The organism is Providencia sp. PROV_01 (assembly GCF_053098325.1).
Map to the genome: position 1 here is coordinate 2,148,736 of NZ_JBRFKD010000002.1, position 23,810 is coordinate 2,172,545.

Sequence of the window (23,810 nt, forward strand, 5' to 3'; positions counted from 1 at the left end):
TAGTGGTGGGGTTATCCCCACCACTTAATAAATTACACTATTTTAGTGCTTTTAATGCTTTTTCAACACCAGCACCGTATTCTGGGTGAACTTGTTTAAATAACTCGATTTGGCGCACTTGAGTGGCTTCTGTCGCGTCAATCAGTTCGCCCGCAATACGTTTAAACATACGTTGGTGCTCGGCATCATCTAATAACTCATATAATGCACGTGGTTGGCTGAAGTAATCTTGGTCTTCGCGGTGATCCCAATGGTCAGCGGCACCTTCAATAGATAATGGCGGTTCGCTAAAGTCAGGTTGCTCTTGGAATAAGCCGGCTTCATTTGGCTCATAGGTCACATGGTTGCCGCTATTACCGTCAACGCGCATTGCGCCATCACGGTGGTAATTATGGAATGGGCAACGTGGGGCGTTCACTGGGATTTGGTGGTGGTTAACCCCAAGGCGATAACGATGGGCATCTCCATAGGAGAATAAACGGCCTTGTAACATTCTATCAGGTGAGAAACCGATACCCGGAACCACGTTAGCTGGGCTAAACGCCGCTTGTTCTACGTCAGCAAAGTAGTTGTCTGGGTTACGATTAAGTTCAAAATAACCGACATCAATTAATGGATAATCTTTGTGCGGCCAAACTTTGGTTAAGTCAAATGGGTTATAAGGAACTTGAGAGGCTTCTTTCTCTGGCATAATTTGCACTTGCAAATTCCAGCGTGGGAAATCCCCTTTCTCAATGGATTCAAACAGATCGCGTTGTGAACTTTCTCTATCTTTACCGACTAATTGCTCTGCTTGTTCATCAGACAGATTCTGAATACCTTGTTGGCAACGGAAATGGAATTTAACCCAGAAGCGTTCATTATTACTGTTGATGAAACTATAAGTGTGGCTACCAAACCCGTGCATATGACGGTAACTTTGTGGTATACCACGGTCACTAGCATCAATGGTTAACTGGTGTAAAGATTCTGGTAACTGAGAGAAAAAGGCCCATTTATGTTCCATTGTACGCAGGTTAGAGCGAGGGTCGCGCTTAACTACGTGGTTTAAATCAGGGAATTTTAATGGGTCGCGGAAATAGAACACAGGGGTGTTGTTACCCACCATATCCCAGTTGCCTTCTTCAGTATAAAATTTTAATGCGAAACCACGAATATCACGTTCTGCGTCGGCAGCCCCGCGCTCACCTGCAACGGTAGAGAAGCGAGCAAACATTTCAGTTTTTTTCCCTATTTCAGAGAAAATTTTTGCGCGAGTATAGCGGCTAATATCATGAGTTACAGTAAACGTACCAAAAGCGCCAGAACCTTTTGCGTGCATGCGTCTTTCAGGGATCACTTCACGGTCAAAATGGGCAAGTTTCTCTAAAAACCAAACATCCTGTAATAACATTGGGCCACGTTTACCTGCTGTCATCACATTATTATTATTGGCGACCGGGGCGCCTGAGGCGGTAGTAAGGCCTTTCTTTTTCATCACAATGCTCCTTTGTTTGGATTAATGGACTACACAAACCTAACTAATAAGTTAATATTTTGTAAAAAATAAAAAACAGGACTACAATAAACTTGTAATTCAGTATAGTTATTATGGAATTGATTATCTAATTAATATAACCAATTACTGTGATTACCCGTGAAAAAAACGGTATTCATCGCACTTTTTCGCACTAAAATTTTTGATTTGTGAAATTTTGTAATGAATAAAGTCGGCTTTTATAAAGGCTATAGCGTAAATCTAGGTAAGAATGGCTGAAAATAGGGTGAAATTCGCGTAGTATCCATAGGTAATAATATCAAGAGGATAAAATAATGCGCAAACTATTATTATTAGCAGCAGCGATGTCACCATTGTTCGTAGGTACTGCCCATGCAGTTTCAGTCAGTGCACAAGCGGGTGAACATTTTACTGAGCTGTCTGCAGGGTTAGGTAACCAAAATGCAGGGTTAGCATTTAATGGTTCTTGGGTTCGTAGTGACCATGATGGGCAAACGGGTAGTATTGGTGCCACATTTGGTTTACCTGTTGGGCCTTTCTCTGCATTTGTCGGGGGTAAAGGGTTATATTTATCACCGGATCACAATAGTAGTGGTGCTGCATTAGCGGTTGGTGGTGGGTTAAATTGGCAGGCTATGCCTTCATTAAATATTTATGGTGAAGCCTATGGTGCTCCTGAGTCATTGACCTCAGGTAGCAAGTCTTATGTCGAAGCGAAAGCGGGTGCACGTTATACCGTATTTAAACCTTTATCTATTGATGCAGGTTATCGCTTGATTGAAATGAAAGGGACTCATGGCAATAGTAGCGATAAAGTTGCCGATGGCTGGTATGTAGGGGCTGGCCTTTCATTCTAAGATTGTTAAATTTATCATTTATTAGATTTAACCGTTTGAATCTCGAAAAAACCGCCAAATACTACGTTTGGCGGTTTTTTTATATCTTTAGAATATTATTAATAAGCGAATAGTTTAGCCAACGTTTGGTAAAAATCCGGCAACAATCGAAAATTGGATAGCGATTACTGCCACACCACATGCCAACACTAAGGCTAAAATAGGTGTACCGCCTTTAACTTGATACCCACCTTGAGTTTCTAATTTACGTACACGTAGGGTTAACAGTGCAGGAATAATCAGTGCTAAGACTGAGAGCGCGACAGCGGCATAAGTTAATGCTTGTACGAAACTACTAAAGAATAGGGCGGCCAATAATGGCGGAACAAAGGTAAGCAAGCCTGTTTGTGCACGACCGATAAAATGGTTGCTACGCTTGAACAAATCTGCGAGGTAATCAAATAAGCCCAATGCAACACCTAAGAAAGACGTGGCTAACGCTAAATCCATAAATAGGCTGACGGCAATATTGACTCGAGGTGTAGCAACAACATCGCGAATTGCGGTGAGTAACCCATTAAGGCCAGACTCCTGCGCTAGGATCCCGATAAAGGTGTGTGATGGAATAGAACCTAACGTAGCGATTTGCCATAGAATATAAGCTACTAAAGGAATTGCGCTTCCGGTAATGAAAATCATACGTAATTTACGTACATCTCCATTCATATAGTTAACTAAACTCGGTACGCTACCATGGAAACCAAAAGAGGTAAAAATAACGGGCACTGCGGCCAAAACAAGGCCTTTTTCAATCGGCATAGTGCTTAAGTTTACCGCTTCAGCATGTGGCATCATCACAACGAGCATGATGACCAAAAAAATCGTTTTTGCTGTAAATAAAATACGGTTAATAAAATCGACTGAATGTGTGCCAATGCACACGACTGCACCACCAATAATAGTAAATGCGATAATGGCAGTGTTGGTTGAAATGTTAATTCCCCACCAAGAAGACAGGCTATCTGAAATTAATACGCCTGCACCACCTATGTAAGCGGTTGTTAATGCGTACATTAATAGCAGCATACTGAGCCCAGTCACTATTTGGCCAACAGGACCCAGATATTTTTTAGCGACGGAGCCTAGGCCCATATTTGCAGGGTTATGCTGATACACTTCGACTAATAGTAATGAGGTATAACTCATTAACATCCATAATCCAACAAGCAAGCAAACGATGCCTGTGAAACCGACTCCTGCAGCGGCAAGTGGCATTGCCAACATCCCTGCACCTATTGTTGTCCCTGCAACGATTAACACACTGCCAAGCGTACGATTCTTCACAAGTTCCTCTGATTGAATTTCAATAATTAACAAGTGATGCAGATTATGCGATCGAAAGTTCGCTGTCAAATGTAAATTACAGCTGGTGTAATTATAAGTTTACACTGATAATCAAGTAGATAGCGAAACTAAAGACAATAATCAGGGTTAATTAAGTGAAGAAAAAATGATGATTTATAGTGACTAAAGGTAAATTTAAATGGGGTGATTTGTTAAAAAAGGTGTGGTAATTAGTTGATTTTTATTAAAATGACAGCTAACTGTACAGTATGTCAGTTACTTAATGTAAATTATGTGATGAGGTCAAAATAAAAGCATAAAAAATAAAACTAAATTGATTTTGAAGTTATCATAAATCAAATTAATGCTTGAAAATCATCCCGATAATATATGCAAACATATATATAAAGGATGGAACTATGGACTTTATGATTCAACTCGCCATTATCCTTGTTTGCTTATTCTATGGAGCAAAAAAAGGGGGAATGGCACTCGGGCTATTAGGTGGTGTTGGCCTAGTTATCTTAGTTTTTGGTTTTGGTTTACCGCCTGGAAAACCGCCTGTTGATGTTATGCTTGTTATCATTGCTGTTGTTGCCGCATCAGCGACGTTACAAGCATCAGGCGGTTTAGATGTCATGCTGCAAATTGCAGAACGACTACTGCGGAAAAACCCTAAGTACATTTCTATTGTGGCACCTTTTGTGACATGTATCTTAACCATTTTGTGTGGTACAGGGCATGTGGTATATACGATTTTACCTATCATCTACGATGCGGCGATTAAAAATAATATCCGTCCAGAAAGACCGATGGCCGCGAGTAGTATTGGCGCGCAAATGGGGATTATCGCCAGTCCGGTTTCAGTCGCGGTTGTTTCACTAGTAGCAATGCTAAATGGTGTGACAATCAATGGTAAGTCACTCGAATTTTTGGATTTATTAGCAATTACTATCCCATCAACGTTAATTGGTATTTTAGCTATTGGTATTTTCAGTTGGTTTAGAGGTAAAGATCTCGATAAAGACCCTGTATTCCAAGAGTTTATCTCAGTCCCTGAAAACCATGATTATGTTTATGGTGACAGTGTGACACTGCTAAATACAAAGTTACCGAAAATTAACTGGGTCGCGATGTGGATTTTTTTAGCCTCTATCGCAGTTGTTGCACTACTTGGCGCATTCTCTGAACTAAGGCCGTTAGTTAATGGTAAGCCGTTATCTATGGTTTTAGTCATCCAGATGTTTATGTTATTAGCGGGTGCGCTAATTATCATTATCTGTAAGACCAATCCTGGGCAAATTTCAAAGAATGAAGTATTCCGTTCAGGGATGATTGCTATCGTGGCGGTGTATGGTATCGCTTGGATGGCGGAAACCATGTTCGGCGCACACATGGATGAAATTAAAGGAACGTTAGGTTCTTTAGTGAAAGATTTCCCTTGGGCTTATGCTGTCATCTTGTTATTAGTTTCTAAGTTTGTTAACTCTCAAGCCGCTGCACTAGCCGCTGTTGTGCCAATTGCATTAGGTATTGGTGTTGACCCTGCCTATATTATCGCTTCTGCGCCTGCGTGTTATGGTTACTACATTTTACCGACTTATCCAAGTGATCTTGCGGCAATTCAATTTGACCGTTCTGGAACAACGCGTATTGGTAAATTTGTTATCAACCACAGTTTCATTCTACCGGGGTTAATTGGGGTGGGTGTGTCTTGTGTGTTTGGCTGGGTATTTGCAGGTTTGTATGGTTATTTATAATCAATAAAGTAAGTGAATAAAAAGTGATTGCACAGGTAACGGATAAACCGCTGTGCAATCACCTATTTTAGATTAACCGATTTCAATATCCGATAGCGGATGGCAGCAGCAGGGAAGGATCTCGCCATCTTGTACAAATGCGATGGGTTTTTGTTTATAACCCACTTTACCATGCAATAATGTCACTCGGCACGAACCGCAGTAACCTTCACGACATTGATATTCTACAGGAATACGGCTGTCTTCTAAGGCTTCCAGCAAACAGGAGTGAACTTCGGTATGGTAGGGGACTTGAACACCCTGCGTTAACCGCAGGGTGATTTTATGGCTTGCCATACTTACAGTTCGAAGTCGCTCAAATCGTCGGTATCGACTTGAGAGTCAATTTGGCCGACTAAATAAGAACTCACTTCAACCTCTTGAGGCGCAACTTGTACGTTATCAGACACCAACCATGCGTTGATCCATGGAATTGGGTTTGAACGTGCTTCAAATGGCAATTTCAGGCCAACAGCTTGCATGCGAATGTTAGTAATATATTCAACATATTGGCATAAAATATCTTTATTTAAACCAATCATAGAGCCTTCGCTGAATAAATAGTCAGCCCACTCTTTTTCTTGCTCTGCTGCTTGAACGAACAGGTCATAACACTCTTGTTCGCACTCTGCCGCGATTTCGGCCATTTCTGGGTCATCTTGCCCTGAGCGCAACAGGTTCAACATGTGTTGTGTTCCAGTTAAGTGCAGCGCTTCATCACGTGCGATTAGCTTGATGATTTTAGCATTTCCTTCCATCAGTTCGCGTTCAGCAAACGCAAATGAACAGGCAAAGCTAACATAGAAACGGATGGCTTCGAGCGCATTGACGCTCATTAGGCACAGATACAGCTGTTTCTTCAATTGACGTAGAGAAACAGTGACTTGTTTGCCGTTACAAGTATGCGTGCCTTCACCAAACATATGATAGTAATTGGTCATTTCGATCAGGTCATCGTAAAAACCAGAAATATCTTTAGCACGTTTTAAAATTTCTTCATTTTCAACGATATCGTCAAAAATAATGGCTGGGTCATTTACAATATTACGAATAATGTGTGTATATGAACGTGAGTGGATAGTTTCAGAAAACGCCCACGTTTCAACCCAAGTTTCCAGTTCAGGAATCGAAATCAGCGGCAATAATGCCACATTAGGGCTGCGGCCCTGAATAGAGTCCAGCAGCGTTTGGTATTTCAGATTACTGATAAAAATATGTTTTTCGTGGTCTGGCAACGCGTTATAGTCAATACGGTCGCGAGATACGTCAACTTCTTCAGGGCGCCAGAAAAACGACAATTGTTTTTCAATCAGCTTTTCAAAAATAGGGTACTTTTGCTGATCATAGCGTGCCACGTTAACTGGTTGGCCGAAAAACATCGGCTCCAGCATTTGGTCATTTTTTTTCTGTGAAAATGTTGTATATGTATGTGACATAACAATTCCTATTAAATTTTACACGCGCCGCCTTCGCAATCGGAATCCGCTGACTCAACAACTTCTTCCAGATCGCCCTGAACATCTTCCGCCCCATCGCGGGTGTTGTGGTAGTAAAGTGTTTTCACACCAAACTTATAGGCGAGCAATAAATCTTTTAGCAATTGGTTCATTGGTACTTTGCCGCTCTCAAAACGAGTCGGGTCATAGTTTGTGTTAGCAGAAATCGACTGGTCGATAAATTTCTGCATGATACCAACGAGTTGTAAATAGCCACTGTTTGAAGGCATTTGCCATAGTAGCTCGTATGCGCCTTTCAGATTTTCGTAATCTGGCACTACTTGACGCAAAATACCATCTTTAGAGGCTTTAATACTGATATAACCACGTGGTGGTTCAATACCATTGGTTGCGTTAGAAATCTGTGATGATGTCTCTGAAGGCATCAATGCAGACAGAGTCGAGTTACGCAGACCATGTTGTTTAATATCTTGGCGTAAAGCTTCCCAATCGTAATGCAATGGTTCATTAGTTAACTTATCGAGCTCTTTTTTATAGGTATCGATAGGTAAAACGCCTTGTGCATAAGTTGTTTCATTGAACCATGGGCAAGCACCTTGCTCTTTTGCTAACTCATTCGAGGCTTTTAATAGATAATACTGAATGGCTTCGAATGTTTTGTGCGTTAAGTTGTTCGCACTACCGTCAGAATAACGAACACCGTGCTTCGCGAGATAATAAGCGTAGTTAATCACCCCAATACCGAGTGTACGACGCCCCATTGAGCCTTGCTTCGCCGCAATGATTGGGTAATCTTGGTAGTCAAGCAGTGCATCAAGAGCACGAACAGCTAATATTGCCAGCTCTTCTAATTCATCTAGGCTATCAATCGCCCCTAAGTTAAATGCCGATAATGTACACAGCGCAATTTCACCGTTCTCGTCATTAATGTTATTTAATGGCTTAGTTGGCAGTGCAATTTCTAAACATAAGTTTGACTGACGAACAGGGGCAACCTGTGGGTCAAATGGGCTATGTGTATTACAGTGGTCAACGTTTTGAATATAGATTCGGCCAGTAGACGCACGTTCTTGCATCATTAATGAAAATAGCTCAACCGCTTTAACACTGGATTTGCGAATATTTTCATCTTGTTCGTATTTCACATATAAACGTTCAAATTCGTCTTGATCAGCGAAAAATGCATCATAAAGACCTGGAACGTCTGATGGACTGAATAATGTAATATCTTGGTTTTTAATCAAACGCTCATACATTAACTTGTTGAGTTGCACACCGTAATCCATATGGCGAACACGGTTACCTTCAACCCCACGATTATTTTTCAGTACCAATAAACTTTCAACTTCAAGGTGCCAAATAGGGTAGAACAAGGTTGCAGCACCACCACGAACGCCACCTTGCGAACAAGATTTCACCGCAGTTTGGAAGTGTTTATAGAACGGAATACAACCAGTGTGGAACGCTTCACCACCACGAATTGGGCTGCCTAATGCACGAATGCGGCCTGCATTTACCCCAATACCTGCACGCTGTGAGACATATTTCACAATTGCGCTTGAAGTGGCATTGATGGAATCTAAGCTGTCACCACACTCAATCAGTACACAAGAGCTGAATTGACGTGTAGGAGTACGTACCCCCGCCATAATTGGCGTAGGTAATGAAATTTTGAATGTTGAAACGGCGTCATAGAAACGGCGAATATAATCGAGACGCGTCTCTTTTGGGTAATGTGAAAACAGGCAAGCAGCAACTAAAATGTATAAAAACTGTGCGCTTTCATAAATTTCACCGGTAACACGGTTTTGAACTAAATATTTTCCTTCAAGCTGTTTTACCGCAGCATAGGAAAAATTCATATCACGCCAATGGTCTATAAAGCTATCCATTTGCTCGAACTCTGCTTCAGAGTAGTCTTCCAGCAAATGCTTGTCATATTTCCCCATTTCGACGAGGTGTTTAACATGCTTATATAATGCAGGCGGTTCAAACTGGCCATAGGCTTTCTTGCGTAAGTTAAAAATAGCAAGACGTGCAGCTAAGTATTGGTAATCAGGTGTATCACCCGTAATTAAATCTGCTGCTGCTTTGATCATCGTTTCGTGAATGTCAGAAGTTCTGATCCCATCATAAAACTGAATCTGTGAACGTAACTCCACTTGAGAAACGGATACGTTACTTAGGCCTTCCGCGGCCCAGGTTATTACCTTGTGGATTTTGTCGAGATCAATGCGTTCTTTATGTCCATCACGCTTTGTGACTAACAGACTCTGGTTCATGAGCAAGTACACCTTGGTTGAACTACAAATGGGTTAAAAAAACATAAAAAAGCTCATGGTGTAATGCCATGAGGCTAGTAGTGTTATGTTTGCTTGTACCACTATATGTAGTAGTTTGTTTAGAATACCATAACAAGATAATGTTAATATGTGATTTTATCAAGTGAACAAATTAGAGGGATCTTGTGGATAACTGGTTGGATAAGAAAACAGATCATGTCGGTAAGCTGCATGGTAAAAGGCATTAATAAAAAAAATGCTTCCGACATGAGGACTAAAATAAATTTTGTAAACTGCGATCGTTTGCTGCTTTCTTAAACGTACTGCTTGTGATTTATTCTTTTCACGACTAAATGACTATTCGCTCACAGTATGCAGCATATAATTTACATCAACATTTGGCCCTAGCCAGAATTTATCCGTTAATGGGTTGAAGTGTAACCCTATGATATGTTTATCTTTCAGTGGTGTTCCGTCAATCCAGCCAATTAACTCAGAAGGGCGAATAAATTTGTTGGCATCATGAGTCCCTTTAGGCACGATTTTCATAATATATTCAGCTGCGACAACAGCCATTAACCATGCTTTTTTGTTACGGTTAATGGTTGAAAAAATCACGTGTCCACCCGGTTTCACTAATTTAGCGCAAGCTCTAACGACAGACTGAGGGTCCGGAACATGTTCAAGCATCTCCATACATGTGACAACATCATAGGCTTGAGGGTGCTTGTCTGCGTGCTGTTCGACGGTTTCTTGGACATATTCAACCGGAATACCTGACTCAAGAGAATGTAAGCGTGCGACCATTAAGGGTTCAGCCCCCATATCAAGGCCGGTGACTTCTGCACCTTCACGCGCCATACTTTCGGATAAAATGCCACCGCCACAACCAACATCAAGAATTTTTTTACCGAAAACACCGTCTACACGCTGCATAATATAACCTAAACGTAAAGGGTTGATGCGGTGTAGTGGGGCAAATTCACCTTCTAAGTCCCACCAACGCGAAGCGATGGACTCAAATTTCTCGATCTCTTGCTTATCGACGTTAAGGTACGTTGGGGTTTGGGTGTCATTCATACAAAGAAGCTCCTATTTTTAACCTATTCCCTAAAGCCTATTAACGATAATTATATTTAAACTATGTTCAGTAGGGGGAGATAGCGGTCCGATAAGAATTGATGGCTAAAATATAAACAACAATGCAATTATTGCAGTTATTAATTGATAAACCCTCAAGTTTCGGACACATAAACTTAATTTTCTGCTATTATACATAGCTTGGAAGACAAATACCCGTCTCTTATTTTTATTAAATTGGCGAATTGTGGTATAGTTCTACTCTTTGAATCCGAAGTTATGAGGGACAGTGGTTCCATGAGCGAGATTGCCAGAGAAATCACACCAGTTAATATCGAAGAAGAGCTTAAAAGTTCGTATTTGGATTATGCAATGTCCGTTATTGTCGGCCGTGCACTTCCAGATGTTCGAGATGGACTGAAGCCAGTACACCGCAGAGTACTGTTTGCGATGAATGTATTGGGAAATGATTGGAATAAACCCTATAAAAAATCTGCCCGTATTGTTGGGGACGTCATCGGTAAATACCATCCACATGGTGATATCGCTGTTTACGAGACAATCGTTCGTCTAGCACAGCCTTTCTCAATGCGTTACATGCTGGTTGATGGTCAGGGAAACTTCGGTTCAGTTGACGGAGACTCCGCAGCGGCAATGCGTTATACGGAAATCCGTATGGCGAAAATTGCCCATGAGCTACTGGCTGACCTTGAAAAAGAAACCGTTGATTTTGTTCCAAACTATGATGGAACAGAGCAAATTCCTGAAGTTATGCCGACGAAAATCCCCAACCTTTTGGTTAATGGGTCGTCAGGTATTGCTGTTGGGATGGCAACCAATATTCCACCTCACAATTTAGGGGAAGTGATTAATGGTTGTCTTGCCTATATAGAAGATGAAGACATCAGTATTGAAGGCTTAATGGAACACATTCCAGGGCCTGACTTCCCTACAGCGGCGATTATCAACGGCCGTCGTGGGATTATTGATGCATATCGTACAGGGCGTGGTAAGGTCTATATCCGTGCAAGCGCTGAAGTGGAAGTCGATGAGAAAAATGGTCGTGAAACCATTATTGTCAGCGAAATCCCTTATCAAGTGAATAAAGCTCGCTTGATTGAAAAAATTGCAGAATTAGTTAAAGACAAACGCGTTGAGGGTATCAGTGCACTGCGTGACGAGTCGGATAAAGACGGTATGCGCATTGTTATTGAAGTTAAACGCGATGCGGTGGGTGAAGTTGTACTAAACAACTTATATTCATTGACCCAATTGCAAGTTTCTTTTGGTATCAATATGGTAGCTCTACATCAAGGGCAACCCAAAATACTGAATTTAAAAGATATCATTGCTGCTTTTGTGCGTCACCGTCGTGAAGTTGTCACTCGTCGTACGATTTTTGAATTACGCAAAGCGCGTGACCGTGCTCATATCCTTGAAGCACTAGCAATCGCTCTGGCTAATATTGACCCAATTATTGAACTGATCCGTAAAGCACCAACGCCTGCCGAAGCAAAAGCAGGGCTAATTGCACGCTCTTGGGATCTGGGTAATGTTGCTGCGATGCTAGAACGCGCGGGTGATGACGCCGCTCGTCCTGAGTGGTTAGAGCCTCAGTTTGGTGTGCATGAAGGGCAATATTTCCTGACTGAACAACAAGCCCAAGCTATTTTGGACTTACGCCTCCAAAAATTAACGGGCCTTGAGCACGAAAAATTACTGGAAGAGTACCGTGAACTTCTAGTGCAAATTGAAGCTTTACTGTTTATTTTACGCAGCCCTGAACGTTTGATGGAAGTGATTCGCGAAGAGTTAGAAATTATTCGTGATACCTACAACGACCCTCGTCGTACAGAAATTACAGAAAATACCGCAGACATCAATATTGAAGATTTGATCAACCAAGAAGATGTAGTGGTGACATTATCTCATCAAGGTTATGTGAAATATCAGCCTCTGTCTGATTACGAAGCACAGCGCCGTGGTGGTAAAGGTAAGTCTGCGGCAAGAACTAAAGACGAAGACTTCATTGAACGATTATTGGTCGCCAATACACATGATACCATCTTGTGTTTCTCAAGCCGTGGTCGGTTATATTGGATGAAAGTTTACCAATTACCAGAAGCGAGCCGTGGCGCTCGTGGTCGCCCAATTGTTAACTTATTACCACTAGAACAAGATGAGCGTATTACGGCCATCTTACCTGTACGTGAATATGAAGAGGGTTACAACGTCTTCATGGCAACGGCGAGTGGTACTGTGAAGAAAACGCCTTTACAAGAGTTTAGTCGCCCAAGAAGTGCCGGTATTATTGCGGTGAACTTGAATGACGGTGATGAACTGATTGGTGTTGATTTAACAGATGGTTCAAACGAAGTCATGCTGTTTTCAGCTCAGGGTAAAGTTGTGCGCTTCGCTGAAGATGCCGTTCGTCCTATGGGACGTACCGCAACAGGTGTACGTGGTATTAAATTAATGGATAACGACAAAGTCGTTTCTTTGATTATTCCACGTGGAGAAGGGCATATCTTAACTGTGACAGAAAATGGTTACGGTAAACGTACTGAAGAAGCTGAATACCCAACTAAATCTCGTGCAACTCAAGGTGTTATCTCCATTAAAGTGAGTGAGCGAAACGGGAATGTAGTTGGCGCGATTCAGGTTGATGAAACAGACCAAATCATGATGATCACGGATGCCGGCACATTAGTTCGTACACGGGTGTCTGAAGTGAGCGTCGTTGGCCGTAATACTCAAGGTGTTACCTTGATTAGAACCGCTGAAGATGAAAAAGTTGTTGGTTTGCAGCGCGTTGCTGAAACAGATGACGATGAAAACAATGATGATGAGATTGCAAATGAAAACACTGAAGAAAATGGTGTTGATGATGCAAATATCGACGATCAAGAGTAATCATCGCGTTTAATTTAATGAACGGGTAGCGTAATTAGCTGCCCGTTTTAGTTTCTAACCTTAATGTCTTAATTTTAATACTTTTCATGTTAGTCGCTTTTTTATCATGTAATCGAGTATAATTAGCGGTCATAGTATCGAATATACAGGAAAGCGCTTGAGATATTTACCCTCGTTTAAAACATCACTTAGACTTTCTCGGGATTTATTTCGTATCCTCGGCTTGATGTTGTGGGGTATGGGCGTTTTTATTACTTTATTCTTCCTTTATTCGCAATTTAATGAATACAAATCGGACATTCGTCAACAGTTCTATTCGGGTTATGAAAACCTGCAAGCCTATATTCAACAAACCGGAGCGACACTTAATTCTATCCAGTCAATGACTGAGCTATATCGAGTAAAGCTACAAGAATCGACAGAAGTAAAGAATCTTCCAAGTAAATTTCTCGAATTACCGAACGCATCTAATTACTCTTTCTATAAATTAACGCCGAATACGGATTGTGATTATTTTAGGGATAGAGCAGAGAATTACTTGCAGGCTTTTGAACAACTGAATTACTTTTGGAAAGAGAGTATTGCTGCACCTCAAGCTTTAAACCATGTCTTTTTAGTTGGTTCAAGAAGTTATTGTATGGTGGATTATCCGATCCGCTCAACAATATCTGATATCGAAATACTCAAAAAAGTCAGCTATGAAAGTGTGCGGACTTACCAAGGCTTGAGGTTACAAGGAAAAGAGCGCAATTTATTTACAATTATGCATGGTGCACAGCCAGATTATGGGCAAGTTTACTTAATTCAGGCAATCAAGCACGATAACATGCTGCCTGCGTTTATTGGGTTAGAACGTTCAATTAACTTGAATCAATTCAATATACGCCGAAATAAAGCTATCGAAATACTAATAATTAACGACTATAACCAGCCTGTTTTATATTCTCCTATCGATATCAACCCTAAGAGCTCAGCGTTACTCAATATTTCAGAGCCTTCATTCTTTGGTTTTAACTCAGATTATTCAAAATTAATCTTCAAAAAACGCTTACTGCCCTCTCAAATTACGGTCATTTTCTCCATTGCGACGTCTGAAATATTAACTAGTTTAGAAAATACTATTTTTTACGGTATTGTCCTTAATATTTTTACGGGTGGGCTAATTTTCTTTTTAATTTGGTTACTTGAAAGGAAAATGCTAGAACCTGCAGAGAACACCGCGATACGGCTTGAAGAGCATGAACAATTCAATCACAAAATAGTGGCATCAGCACCTGTCGGTATCATCATTTTAAGATTAACCGATGGAGGTAATATCCTTAGTAATGAATTAGCTCATGACTATTTCCGGCTATTAAATGAAGATGATAAACAGCGAATATTAACAATCATTCGCCAAAAAACGAGCAATTATATTGATGTGGTGACAACCAATGGCACACATTTACAAATTAGCTTTGTAAACTCTCGTTATCAGAATGAAGATGTCGCTATTTGTGTATTAGTGGACATCAGTATTCGTGTTCAAATGGAAAAATCGTTGCAAGATGTAGCCGATGCAGCGGAACAAGCGAACCATGCTAAGTCGATGTTCTTAGCGACAGTAAGCCATGAATTAAGAACACCGTTATATGGCATTATTGGTAACATAGAATTGCTACAACGTTATGAGTTATCTGAGAAAGCGACACGTTTGGTTTCCACTATGGATAACTCATCGTCGCTTTTATTACAGATTATTAGTGATATTTTGGACTTTTCAAAAATTGAATCTAAGCAGTTGAAAATAGAAAGCAAACTGTTTAATTGTCGTGAAGTTTTTGAGTTCGTATTAGCGAACTACTTGCCATTAGTGTCTAAGAAAAAAATATCATTATATTCTTATATTGAACCTAACATTCCTGATCTCATTTTGAACGATTCTGTGCGTTTACAACAAGTGGTTTCTAATATTGTTAATAACAGTATTAAATTTACAGAATCAGGCTTTGTATTGCTGTATGTTTGGAAAGATGAGAATTATTTAAAGATTGAAATACGTGATTCAGGAATTGGAATGACCCATGCAGTGGTCATGCAGTTGTTTGACCCATTTTTTCAAGTTCATGACCAAAATAATATCGGTCATAAAGGAACAGGGTTAGGATTAGCGATTTGTGAAAAACTGATTAACCTCATGGATGGTGATATTGAGGTCAATTCCCAAATTGGGCTTGGTAGCTCATTTACTATTCGTATTCCTTTATATGGTCAAGAATATATTAAGAAAAACATTCCAGAATATCGTGCACATTATCGTATTGCTATCTCGTGCCGAAATGAATTTTTAATGAATTTTCTTTTACGCTTGTTAAGTCATGAGCAATTTACGGTTGTGGGTCATCACTCGATTGATAAAACACAAAATTATGACCTGCTAATAACCGATTATGAGTATACCGGAGGTATAACCTGTGAAGATCATATCCAGTTATCAAGTTTTTATGCCGGTGAACTTCACGAAATAAAATCACACCAATGGATTTATAATACATATCAATTAGATAAGTTGCCTGTTTTAATTGATAAAGTCATCATGAAAACGATTGAGCAATCGCAGAAAAATAATATAGCAAATCAACCATTGGTTGCTGATAATTCGTTTGGTGAATACCATGTGTTAATTGTCGATGACCACCCAATTAACCGAGCATTATTGAGTGAACAATTAGCGTCTATCGGTTTTACTACAGGCACTGCAATAGATGGATTAGATGCACTAAAATATCTAAATAATCATCACGTTGATATTGTTTTAACGGATGTAAATATGCCAAATATGGATGGTTATCAGCTGGCAAAAGAACTGCGGCGCTTAGAGTTTAGCTTACCCGTTATCGCATTAACTGCTAATGCAATGGCAGAAGAAAAGCAACGCTGTATTAATGCAGGAATGAATGATTGTTTGTCAAAACCAACAACAATTGCAATTTTACGAGAGACCCTGACGCGCTACTGTTAAATATACTTAAAGATGAATGCAAAAATAAAAACCCATAACTGGGTTTTTATTGGTGTAGTCTTATCATTGAAATGAAACTCACTCTGAAGGCGAGTTATCAATACTTACAGAAGAAAGGTAATTTAGCAGCGCAATATCATTTTCAACGCCTAATTTCAGCATGGCTGATTTTTTTTGGCTACTGATCGTTTTTATGCTACGGTTAAGTTTTTTCGCAATTTCAGTGACTAAAAAGCCTTCAGCAAATAAACGTAGTACTTCACTTTCTTTTGGTGATAAGCGTTTATCGCCGTAGCCACTTGCATTGACTTTTTCCAGTAGCTTACTCACACTTTCTGGCGTGAATTTTTTGCCTTTCTGTAAAGCGGCTAAAGCTTTAGGTAAATCAGCTGGTGCGCCTTGTTTTAACACAATCCCTTCAATATCCAGCTCTAATATTGCGCTAAGAATGGCTGGGTTATTGTTCATTGTGAGAACAATGATTGATAGATCAGGATAATGCCGTTTGATGTATTTGATTAAAGTAATACCATCGCCATATTTATCACCTGGCATTGATAAATCAGTAACTAGCACGTCTGCATTTAAGCGTGCTAAGTTATTAATCAAAGAGGTTGAGTCCTCAAATTCCCCTACGATATTCACCCATTCAATTTGTTCAAGTGATTTTCTGATGCCGAAAAGAACGATAGGGTGATCATCGGCAACAATGACATTTAGGTTATTCATATTATTGGTTACCTTCTGGCATTAGTTTTTTGACTGAATTATCCAGCATGCTAATGCAATTTTTTATTTCCAATCCGTTTTCATCTGCTATGTAACGCTCCAAATCTTCACAAAGCTTATGAAGAAAAGTAAATTCGAGCATAGCAAAAACTCCTTTTAAACGATGTGCAGTGTTTTTCAATTCGGTCAAATCCTCAACACTTTCACTATTATACAGTTTATTAATATCTATCGGTACTGTTGTGATAAACAAATCTCGATATCCACTATTTGCTAGTATTAATTGATAACTTGCAATTGCATCTTCTATTGATTCATTCGAGGTTCGTGAAACCGTTTGGTCATCAACATTGTGAAAAATCAGATTATTAGAATGCTCATGTTCATGATCCGTGTTTTCGATCAGTAATGAGATGGCATCAATTAATTCATCAGCAAAATTATAGTTAGCTTCGATGTAATGAGGTTGTAATTGGTTTATTCCTGAAAGAGTACCATTTACTTTAACAATATTTTCAAAATATTCCTCATTATTATCAGTTATCAAGAGATCCCAGTTGGTATGAGGGGAACTCTCACTTAAGTCCAAATATTCTGCTCCATAATTAGTTAATATATTCCTAACAATCCGTGAAATATCTGCATTATGTATGTTTAAGCGTATACAAACATCTTCCAATAAAGCCGGGTAGTCTTTAACTAGTAACTCTTTAGCTGCAGGTAGCGTAATTTCATAATGAGTGCCGATTGCATCACTAGAACGAATAGAAAAAGCACCATTCATTTTTTTTACCAGTAGTTTGCATAAATAAAATGTTATACCTGAACGTGTAAAGTTAGAGGAATTTAAAATCTGTCCAGTAAAAGGACTTTGCAAATTACTCAGTTCTTGATTACTTACGCCAGTCCCACTGTCTCTAATATTCAGTAAGATGATATTTTTACTAGCATTATAAGATAACGTGAATGAAATTTTTCCAAAAGAGGTTGTTGCAATAGAATAATCCCAAATTAGCTGTATTAATTGCTTTAAATAATCCAGATTAGCCACGATAAGCGAATCTGGATTGAGATTATTATGAAAATAAAGCGCTAACCCTTTGTTATTACACTGCGATAAGTTTTGTTTTAAAAATTGACTCACAAGGTTACTGATAGAAACGTTCTCTGTTTTTACGGGGTCAGTTTGAGACTCAAGTTGATTTAATAAGTTAATATTTTTAAACCAGCGATTAATATGAAAAAGCTGATTTTCAATTTCTAAAATAAATGCACGATTATTTATATTGGCAATTTCGGATAGTTTGGTTAATTGATTATCAACTTTAATTAGTGAAGGCAATATTTCACTACACATATTCTCAAATACAGCTTTACGCATATAAATATTTTTTTTGTATTCGCGATTCGCTAATTCTTGGCGTTTTTGGGTTAATGCTTCTTTATCTTTATCCGTAATAATGAAGAGAACTGTATTGGATTTTGATATGTTATCGACAAGAACAACTTCATAGACAATATTTTCGATAGAAACTTGAATAACATCATGATTTTCCATGGCCATTTCTTTAATGTGAACCAGATCCATGGAAGGTAATAGTTGATTAGCAATATCATTGCTCAGAATTTTTTTGTTAGTGTTAAAGTCGTAAACTAAAATGCCGTACGAAATATGACTGATAATATCGCTAGTCAGTGCTTCATTAAAATTCAGTTCTTGCAGCATATTTGTATTGGGAGAAATCAGGCGTTTACGGATAAAGAGCATAATCAGCAAAGCAAAAAAGATCATGATAAGCATGCCAGTCATTAGCCATAAGTTATAGCTAATGACATTAAAAATAATGCTTTTTAATGAAATATGGTAATAAAGTTGATAACTGGTACCGTCAATAGGGTGGGAGAAGATGAGGTTAGTTCCAACCCAAGTTGTATGAGACTCATTGCTTCCTGTGCTTGCAGGGCGTGTATTTATCGTAAAAAAATCCCCATTTAAATTTGGGGGGATCAGTGAATTGATCGAAATATCAAAAGATATGACACTCGTTAACTGCCCTGGAGAATTAAACATCAGCCGATAAGTATAGTAATAAAGGTCATCAGGGGAGTATTTTTGAATATTTGAAATTATTTCCCGTCGATCTAACAATGTTGATTGTGTCAACATATCAGCGCGCTTTTCTTCTGCCGTTAAGGTGAGATAACTTTCTTTAAATCGTAGCTCAGGTTTAAGAATTGAATGGGTGGTTACTAAGACTAGTGTATTGTCTAAACCATTGAGATAATACATCGAGTTATATTCATTACGGGCACCCCAGACAATCTCCATATAATTTGCAAGCTTAGAGGCTAAAACATTACTACTTTGCTTATTATTACCAAATACAATTGCATCGATTGATTGGTTGGCGCTACTTAACCAAAAAATATCATGGCGCATTCCTGTCACAGTGAGATTATCGGCGGGAGGTACTGATGTCTTTTCATTGGCAATTTTGTAGATATGGCTCGCTTGATAACGATAATCTTCGATTTGATAGGCTAACCGACTCGCCATACTGTTCAAACTAGTCTGACGGCTTTGAACTAATGCTTGATAGTAGTTAAATAGCGATAAAAAAAGCATTACTATTAGCAACAGAATAAATGCTGCGAAAATACGAAAAAGAGTGTTTGGCTTTAATAATGATTGTTTGTACATACTGTAGCAAGTCGTCCCGTCGGCTAAAATATTATTAGATTAAAAATCATACGCCTAGAGAAAGGATAGACACCGATTTTGCACAGATACTACCATTTTTCTTGGGAAAGAGAGAGTGATTGAGTGAAGATTAGCCAAACGAAGTAAAAAAATCAATTTTTTTACTTTCAGGGGTAGACAAGTTGCAGGGATTCCTCCATAATCGCGCCCCATGGAGAGATGGCCGAGCGGTCGAAGGCAGCGGTCTTGAAAACCGCCGATGGGAAACCATCCTAGAGTTCGAATCTCTATCTCTCCGCCATATTCGCCGGCTTAGCTCAGTTGGTAGAGCAACTGACTTGTAATCAGTAGGTCACCAGTTCGACTCCGGTAGCCGGCACCAAATAAGAACCCGTTACATTTCATAGATGTAGCGGGTTTTTTCTTTTTATTTGTGTGCATAATTACAATGCTCTAAGTAGTGGTTGTGCCATATTTGTGTCATCGTGTGACATTAGCTCGTCGATCTTCATAGCATGTTCAGTTAGATGATTTGGCGCTAAATGAGCATACCTTCTCACCATTTCTATTGATTCCCATCCTCCCATTTCTTGAAGTGCAGATAATGGAACTCCGGACTGAACAAGCCAACTAGCCCAAGTATGCCTCAAGTCATGAAATCGAAAGTTTTCTATACCGGCTCTGCGCAATCCTGTTTTCCAAGCCGTATTATCATCAACTCTCATTTTTCTAACTTTAGCTGTTGGCGTTCCATCTGACCTATGCCATGCTTCAGTATGAACAAATACAAAGCGCTGGTGTTTACCTATTTGGTCTTTCAATACCTTGCAGGCGGTATTATTTAGGGCAACACCTATCGCTTTTCCTCCTTTTGCATCTTCAGGGTGGATCCAAGCTACTTTTCTTTGAAGGTCGACTTGCGACCATTCAAGATTTAGTATATTTGAACGCCTTAACCCAGTAGCCAATGCGAAGATAACAACCGGTTTAAATATTTCAGGCATACATTTAATTAGTGTTGCCGCTTCTTCCTTTGTAAGCCAGCGAACTCTAATTTCACTTTTCTGCCTAATCTTTATTGTTGGTGACTTTCCTATCCATTTCCATTCTTCAACTGCGGCTTTAAATAGCGACCTAAGAAATGCCAAGTATCTTGCCTTTGTTGCTTGCGAGGCTGCCTTTGGTTGATACTTCTCTATCTTAGTTCCGTTCCTCTTTGCAGCTGCTGTTTTTATATCCCAAACTTCCTTGTGCTTCCTATTAATCATCCCTGATGTTGAATTCAAGATATCGTTTTCAGTAATTGACGATAGTTGCTTTCCTGAAAAGAACTTCAAGAAATATTCAATTTTTGTTTTGTCATCATCAATTGATTTCTTGTGTTCTTTCTCTTGTAACCACCGTAAGCATGCATCATCAAAAGTTACAGAAGGGTAGTCGCCTAGCTTTTCCACCCTCCATGCCTCTGCTTTTAGTTGGTCATGCAACTCTTGCGCTTGACGCTTGTCTGACGTTTCAAGGCTACGTCTAATGCGCTTGCCGTTTGGCGAAACGAAATCACAGTGCCAAATTCCGTTCCTTTGTTTGATGGACATCCTTTAAATCCCTCCGTAGATTTATCAGCATTGTCACCATTCGCTTGCTGATTTTGATGGTTATTGTGTACATATTCAAGGCATGAAGATTTTAGAATTTCCCAGTTTCCGCTCTTTCCGTTACTTCTAGCTGCTCTAATTCGTCCTGACTTAAGCAATGCGTAAATCGTTCTTTCTGACTTACAAAGGAAATCAGCGGCTTTTTTTACATCGAATACCTCGTCATTAAGATCCACTGTTAATCTCCTTATCTATCGTCATAACATAGTGATTGAGCCACATGTTAGGTGTGTACTTTTGTTTCTTATCGGATGGTAAATATTTAGTGAATTCTGGAAGGTGTTTGAGTAGAGTTTTGGTTGATATTTCGTTGGTTATTTTGTCGTAATTCTTCAGTTCTTTGTGGCATTTCCTTGCAACTGCTCGTAATCCGTTTTCATGCTCTTGTGGTGTCATATTCTCTGCCTTTTATTTCTCATTGTTACCATATAAGACTTTTGACAGTTTTGAATTTCGACAGGGTAGATATTCTTTCCTATCTTTATTTTGTGATTAACGATTATTCCTGTTCGATTGTGATTCTTTTTGTGGGCTTCCAAAGCCGCATTAATAGCAATCCTTTCTGTTGGCGTGACTTCGCCGCGAATTATTAATTTCATAATTCACCTATACTATTTTCCATTCATTTAATATTCGATTGCCGATATTCATTAATTCGTCTCTATCGACAGTGCTAATTATCGGTCGTGGTTTAATATACGGTCGCCATATTAAAAGCATTGAGCCTTTATTATTTCCGTTAACTGGCTTATTTGTTCCAGCGTTAATAAAAGATATTCTTCCTCCTGTAATTAATCTCACTTCATCAACTGTTTCCAGTGCAGAATTAAACCAACCGACTGAAGTATCCGACGGAATTAACATTACGACAGGTTGCAATTGCTTTTTACATTGCTCAGCGGCTTTATTAATCCAAGGCTGAATTTCGCTGTAAGGGGGATTGCAGAATATAGCTCCGTAACTTTCCCAATCGCAATTTAGCGAGTCGTCTTTTTCGGTAAGGTAATGAGAACAAAGGTGGTTATTTTTATCGGCGGCTGCATCTAAATAGAAGCCGAATTCAGCGTCCAATGCTGTGAATAAAGGTAGGGGAGTTTGCCATCTATCACGCAATTCCTTTGGTGTGTGGCTACCTCCATAATCAGCCTTCATTCTCCGCATCCTTCATTAATAAATATGCTAGGCATATCGCACGAGTTAGTTTTTTATCTTCAGCTACATTCCAACCAGAGCCACATTGCCAAATTTCATCTACATATCTAATGGCAATTTTATTCGTCTCTACTAGGCTCATTGCCATATCGTGACCAAAGAAATCAATCCATTCTGTTTCTTCCCATGTTTCTTCATTATCATATTTAATACTGGCTTTTAGTTGGCGCTTAAATAACTTTAAACTTCCAGTTCGCTGCTTGATATCTTTATACTGAATACAGTCATCTTTGCAGTTAAGGATGAATACCTTTTTATTAATCTCGAAGTCAGATAGTCCGGTGTATTTATTCATTGATTACCTCATACTCACCAGCAATAAATATGAATTCATTTTTACTTTTAATCCCCAGAGCATTTGCTTTTACGTAAACCCTAGTTGACCCATTAAGCTGTTCAGCCTCAACATTAACTGGGAATTGAATATCGCTTAACACTTGATAACCGCCATCATTTAATAATTTAATTTTCATTCCATATTTCTCCGCATTTAATTTCAACATCCCGCACCTGCATTATTTGCATGGCACGGCTCTCGCATTCTTGCTGTGTGTATATTTGCTCAGATACAGGCACAGCAGAACCCTGTATTAGCATGAGTAATACATATCCGATTATTTGCATGGTTATTTATTTTTTAATTAAATCAGCACGAATATATAACGTGTCAGTTGGAAATTCTCTGTCAGCGCTCCAAGTTACATCGCCGCTATATAAATTAACTGGATATACAGGTTTATTTTCCTCCTCTGGTTCGGGGTCAACTTGTAGCCATATTAATTCTGGTGCTGTAGGGCAATTAATGCTTTCTGGTAAGCTATTAATTAAACTCTCGCGTGATGCTTGCCAGCTAATCCACATTAAATCAATTTCACGGTCAGCGTAATTTGATCCGTTATTTGCACGTTTAAGTTTTAATTCAAATTCTGACGGGTCGCTAAGTGACTTTATTTCCGCTTCAAATTGCTGCCTTGATTTATCCATCACTCCACCTTTTTAGCTGAAAATACTGGCTCAAATTCACGCTCAACCTCAAATATCCCTAGGTATTCATCGTCAATCCAGAGCATAAATAAGCATGGAAATCTGCTCTCCCATCCATCACAGTCATGGTGATAATATCCTGCGCACTCTTCAATGCATGAATCGAGGTCATCATCAGCACTGAAATTATGGTCATCTGGTAATTCATAACGGAGGTTGTTGGTAATTTCTGATGGGTCTTCATCTTTGCTGTCAGCTATGTAAAACTGAATTATTGCCATTATTCATTCCTCTTCATTGCATCCATTTAATCGCTAGG

General features: G+C 39.3%; 21 protein-coding genes and 2 tRNA genes. 6 read left to right on the forward strand and 17 right to left on the reverse strand.

Annotation, left to right across the window (positions count from 1 at the left end):
* Nucleotides 1-37 precede the first annotated feature (37 nt).
* Complete coding sequence (locus ACU696_RS10260; protein ID WP_162598830.1) at nt 38-1,477, reverse strand: catalase; 1,440 nt, start codon at nt 1,475-1,477, stop codon at nt 38-40.
* Nucleotides 1,478-1,812: 335 nt separating this feature from the next.
* Here ACU696_RS10260 and ACU696_RS10265 point away from each other — a divergent pair, with 335 nt between their 5' ends.
* Nucleotides 1,813-2,355, forward strand: coding sequence for a YfaZ family outer membrane protein (locus ACU696_RS10265; RefSeq protein WP_209102145.1), 543 nt, complete (start codon nt 1,813-1,815; stop codon nt 2,353-2,355).
* A gap of 114 nt (nt 2,356-2,469) precedes the next feature.
* Here the strand turns inward: ACU696_RS10265 and tyrP are convergent, their stop codons facing one another.
* A complete protein-coding gene (gene tyrP / locus ACU696_RS10270) occupies nt 2,470-3,618 on the reverse strand; it encodes a tyrosine transporter TyrP (RefSeq protein WP_231136507.1) in 1,149 nt (382 codons plus the stop codon).
* 479 nt (nt 3,619-4,097) lie between these two features.
* Between tyrP and ACU696_RS10275 the strand changes: the two genes are divergently transcribed.
* Nucleotides 4,098-5,438, forward strand: a complete 1,341-nt coding sequence (locus ACU696_RS10275; RefSeq protein ID WP_109911562.1) for an anaerobic C4-dicarboxylate transporter — start codon at nt 4,098-4,100, stop codon at nt 5,436-5,438.
* Between the two features lie 72 nt (nt 5,439-5,510).
* Here ACU696_RS10275 and yfaE read toward each other — a convergent pair whose 3' ends face one another.
* From yfaE to ubiG, 4 genes are all read right to left on the reverse strand, one after another.
* Nucleotides 5,511-5,774 carry a class I ribonucleotide reductase maintenance protein YfaE gene (gene yfaE, locus ACU696_RS10280; RefSeq protein ID WP_109911563.1) on the reverse strand — a complete coding sequence of 88 codons (264 nt, stop codon included), beginning with the start codon at nt 5,772-5,774 and terminating at the stop codon, nt 5,511-5,513.
* Nucleotides 5,775-5,776: 2 nt separating this feature from the next.
* The gene (gene nrdB / locus ACU696_RS10285; protein ID WP_004912195.1) at nt 5,777-6,913 is read right to left on the reverse strand and encodes a class Ia ribonucleoside-diphosphate reductase subunit beta; all 1,137 of its coding nucleotides are present in this window, start codon (nt 6,911-6,913) and stop codon (nt 5,777-5,779) included.
* Between the two features lie 11 nt (nt 6,914-6,924).
* Nucleotides 6,925-9,216, reverse strand: a complete 2,292-nt coding sequence (nrdA, locus tag ACU696_RS10290) for a class 1a ribonucleoside-diphosphate reductase subunit alpha (RefSeq protein ID WP_004912194.1) — start codon at nt 9,214-9,216, stop codon at nt 6,925-6,927.
* A 357-nt stretch (nt 9,217-9,573) separates the two neighbouring features.
* Nucleotides 9,574-10,296 carry a bifunctional 2-polyprenyl-6-hydroxyphenol methylase/3-demethylubiquinol 3-O-methyltransferase UbiG gene (ubiG, locus tag ACU696_RS10295; protein ID WP_004912192.1) on the reverse strand — a complete coding sequence of 241 codons (723 nt, stop codon included), beginning with the start codon at nt 10,294-10,296 and terminating at the stop codon, nt 9,574-9,576.
* A gap of 297 nt (nt 10,297-10,593) precedes the next feature.
* On the opposite strand from ubiG, the gene gyrA reads away from it, so the two are divergent.
* Nucleotides 10,594-13,209 carry a DNA topoisomerase (ATP-hydrolyzing) subunit A gene (gene gyrA / locus ACU696_RS10300; protein ID WP_109911564.1) on the forward strand — a complete coding sequence of 872 codons (2,616 nt, stop codon included), beginning with the start codon at nt 10,594-10,596 and terminating at the stop codon, nt 13,207-13,209.
* Nucleotides 13,210-13,423: 214 nt separating this feature from the next.
* On the forward strand, nt 13,424-16,210 hold the full coding sequence (rcsC, locus tag ACU696_RS10305; RefSeq protein ID WP_238562683.1) for a two-component system sensor histidine kinase RcsC: 2,787 nt from the start codon (nt 13,424-13,426) through the stop codon (nt 16,208-16,210).
* 78 nt (nt 16,211-16,288) lie between these two features.
* Here rcsC and rcsB read toward each other — a convergent pair whose 3' ends face one another.
* The gene (gene rcsB, locus ACU696_RS10310; RefSeq protein ID WP_004259923.1) at nt 16,289-16,939 is read right to left on the reverse strand and encodes a response regulator transcription factor RcsB; all 651 of its coding nucleotides are present in this window, start codon (nt 16,937-16,939) and stop codon (nt 16,289-16,291) included.
* Nucleotide 16,940: 1 nt separating this feature from the next.
* Nucleotides 16,941-19,640, reverse strand: coding sequence for a phosphotransferase RcsD (rcsD, locus tag ACU696_RS10315; protein WP_196719439.1), 2,700 nt, complete (start codon nt 19,638-19,640; stop codon nt 16,941-16,943).
* Between the two features lie 213 nt (nt 19,641-19,853).
* Here rcsD and ACU696_RS10320 point away from each other — a divergent pair.
* Together ACU696_RS10320 and ACU696_RS10325 are read left to right on the forward strand one after the other, a co-directional pair.
* Nucleotides 19,854-19,941, forward strand: a tRNA-Ser gene (locus ACU696_RS10320).
* Nucleotides 19,942-19,946: 5 nt separating this feature from the next.
* Nucleotides 19,947-20,022: transfer RNA gene (locus ACU696_RS10325), tRNA-Thr, on the forward strand.
* A gap of 61 nt (nt 20,023-20,083) precedes the next feature.
* Here the strand turns inward: ACU696_RS10325 and ACU696_RS10330 are convergent.
* The 9 genes from ACU696_RS10330 to ACU696_RS10370 all read right to left on the reverse strand — a co-directional run bounded on the left by ACU696_RS10330 (nt 20,084) and on the right by ACU696_RS10370 (nt 23,772).
* Complete coding sequence (locus ACU696_RS10330; RefSeq protein ID WP_447343228.1) at nt 20,084-21,229, reverse strand: tyrosine-type recombinase/integrase; 1,146 nt, start codon at nt 21,227-21,229, stop codon at nt 20,084-20,086.
* Nucleotides 21,112-21,471 carry a helix-turn-helix domain-containing protein gene (locus ACU696_RS10335; protein WP_369500359.1) on the reverse strand — a complete coding sequence of 120 codons (360 nt, stop codon included), beginning with the start codon at nt 21,469-21,471 and terminating at the stop codon, nt 21,112-21,114. The genes ACU696_RS10330 and ACU696_RS10335 overlap by 118 nt, the downstream gene beginning before the upstream one ends.
* Nucleotides 21,461-21,691, reverse strand: a complete 231-nt coding sequence (locus tag ACU696_RS10340; RefSeq protein WP_447343070.1) for a hypothetical protein — start codon at nt 21,689-21,691, stop codon at nt 21,461-21,463. Before ACU696_RS10340 ends, ACU696_RS10335 begins: the two co-directional genes overlap by 11 nt.
* Nucleotides 21,688-21,894 carry a DUF4060 family protein gene (locus ACU696_RS10345; RefSeq protein WP_210848370.1) on the reverse strand — a complete coding sequence of 69 codons (207 nt, stop codon included), beginning with the start codon at nt 21,892-21,894 and terminating at the stop codon, nt 21,688-21,690. The genes ACU696_RS10340 and ACU696_RS10345 overlap by 4 nt, the downstream gene beginning before the upstream one ends.
* A 7-nt stretch (nt 21,895-21,901) precedes the next feature.
* A complete protein-coding gene (locus ACU696_RS10350) occupies nt 21,902-22,447 on the reverse strand; it encodes a phage N-6-adenine-methyltransferase (protein ID WP_447343071.1) in 546 nt (181 codons plus the stop codon).
* Entirely contained in the window at nt 22,437-22,802 is a 366-nt protein-coding gene (locus tag ACU696_RS10355) for a hypothetical protein (RefSeq protein ID WP_447343072.1), read from the reverse strand. Before ACU696_RS10355 ends, ACU696_RS10350 begins: the two co-directional genes overlap by 11 nt.
* Complete coding sequence (locus ACU696_RS10360; RefSeq protein ID WP_447343234.1) at nt 22,795-23,010, reverse strand: hypothetical protein; 216 nt, start codon at nt 23,008-23,010, stop codon at nt 22,795-22,797. Before ACU696_RS10360 ends, ACU696_RS10355 begins: the two co-directional genes overlap by 8 nt.
* A 127-nt stretch (nt 23,011-23,137) precedes the next feature.
* Complete coding sequence (locus tag ACU696_RS10365; RefSeq protein ID WP_447343073.1) at nt 23,138-23,491, reverse strand: hypothetical protein; 354 nt, start codon at nt 23,489-23,491, stop codon at nt 23,138-23,140.
* On the reverse strand, nt 23,491-23,772 hold the full coding sequence (locus ACU696_RS10370) for a hypothetical protein (protein WP_248467900.1): 282 nt from the start codon (nt 23,770-23,772) through the stop codon (nt 23,491-23,493). Before ACU696_RS10370 ends, ACU696_RS10365 begins: the two co-directional genes overlap by 1 nt.
* Between the last annotated feature and the right edge of the window lie 38 nt (nt 23,773-23,810).

Bases quoted from the DNA above. Each gene is read 5' to 3' on its own strand.
- ACU696_RS10265 (WP_209102145.1), top strand. From the start codon at position 1,813: ATGCGCAAACTATTATTATTAGCAGCAGCGATGTCACCATTGTTCGTA.
- rcsD (WP_196719439.1), bottom strand. From the start codon at position 19,640: ATGTACAAACAATCATTATTAAAGCCAAACACTCTTTTTCGTATTTTC.
- tyrP (WP_231136507.1), bottom strand. From the start codon at position 3,618: ATGTTGGCAATGCCACTTGCCGCTGCAGGAGTCGGTTTCACAGGCATC.
- ACU696_RS10275 (WP_109911562.1), top strand. From the start codon at position 4,098: ATGGACTTTATGATTCAACTCGCCATTATCCTTGTTTGCTTATTCTAT.
- ACU696_RS10345 (WP_210848370.1), bottom strand. From the start codon at position 21,894: ATGAAATTAATAATTCGCGGCGAAGTCACGCCAACAGAAAGGATTGCT.
- nrdB (WP_004912195.1), bottom strand. From the start codon at position 6,913: ATGTCACATACATATACAACATTTTCACAGAAAAAAAATGACCAAATG.
- ACU696_RS10370 (WP_248467900.1), bottom strand. From the start codon at position 23,772: ATGGCAATAATTCAGTTTTACATAGCTGACAGCAAAGATGAAGACCCA.
- ubiG (WP_004912192.1), bottom strand. From the start codon at position 10,296: ATGAATGACACCCAAACCCCAACGTACCTTAACGTCGATAAGCAAGAG.
- ACU696_RS10340 (WP_447343070.1), bottom strand. From the start codon at position 21,691: ATGACACCACAAGAGCATGAAAACGGATTACGAGCAGTTGCAAGGAAA.
- ACU696_RS10260 (WP_162598830.1), bottom strand. From the start codon at position 1,477: ATGAAAAAGAAAGGCCTTACTACCGCCTCAGGCGCCCCGGTCGCCAAT.
- ACU696_RS10355 (WP_447343072.1), bottom strand. From the start codon at position 22,802: ATGAATAAATACACCGGACTATCTGACTTCGAGATTAATAAAAAGGTA.
- ACU696_RS10350 (WP_447343071.1), bottom strand. From the start codon at position 22,447: ATGAAGGCTGATTATGGAGGTAGCCACACACCAAAGGAATTGCGTGAT.
- ACU696_RS10360 (WP_447343234.1), bottom strand. From the start codon at position 23,010: ATGTTGAAATTAAATGCGGAGAAATATGGAATGAAAATTAAATTATTA.
- yfaE (WP_109911563.1), bottom strand. From the start codon at position 5,774: ATGGCAAGCCATAAAATCACCCTGCGGTTAACGCAGGGTGTTCAAGTC.
- ACU696_RS10365 (WP_447343073.1), bottom strand. From the start codon at position 23,491: ATGGATAAATCAAGGCAGCAATTTGAAGCGGAAATAAAGTCACTTAGC.
- nrdA (WP_004912194.1), bottom strand. From the start codon at position 9,216: ATGAACCAGAGTCTGTTAGTCACAAAGCGTGATGGACATAAAGAACGC.
- rcsB (WP_004259923.1), bottom strand. From the start codon at position 16,939: ATGAATAACCTAAATGTCATTGTTGCCGATGATCACCCTATCGTTCTT.
- gyrA (WP_109911564.1), top strand. From the start codon at position 10,594: ATGAGCGAGATTGCCAGAGAAATCACACCAGTTAATATCGAAGAAGAG.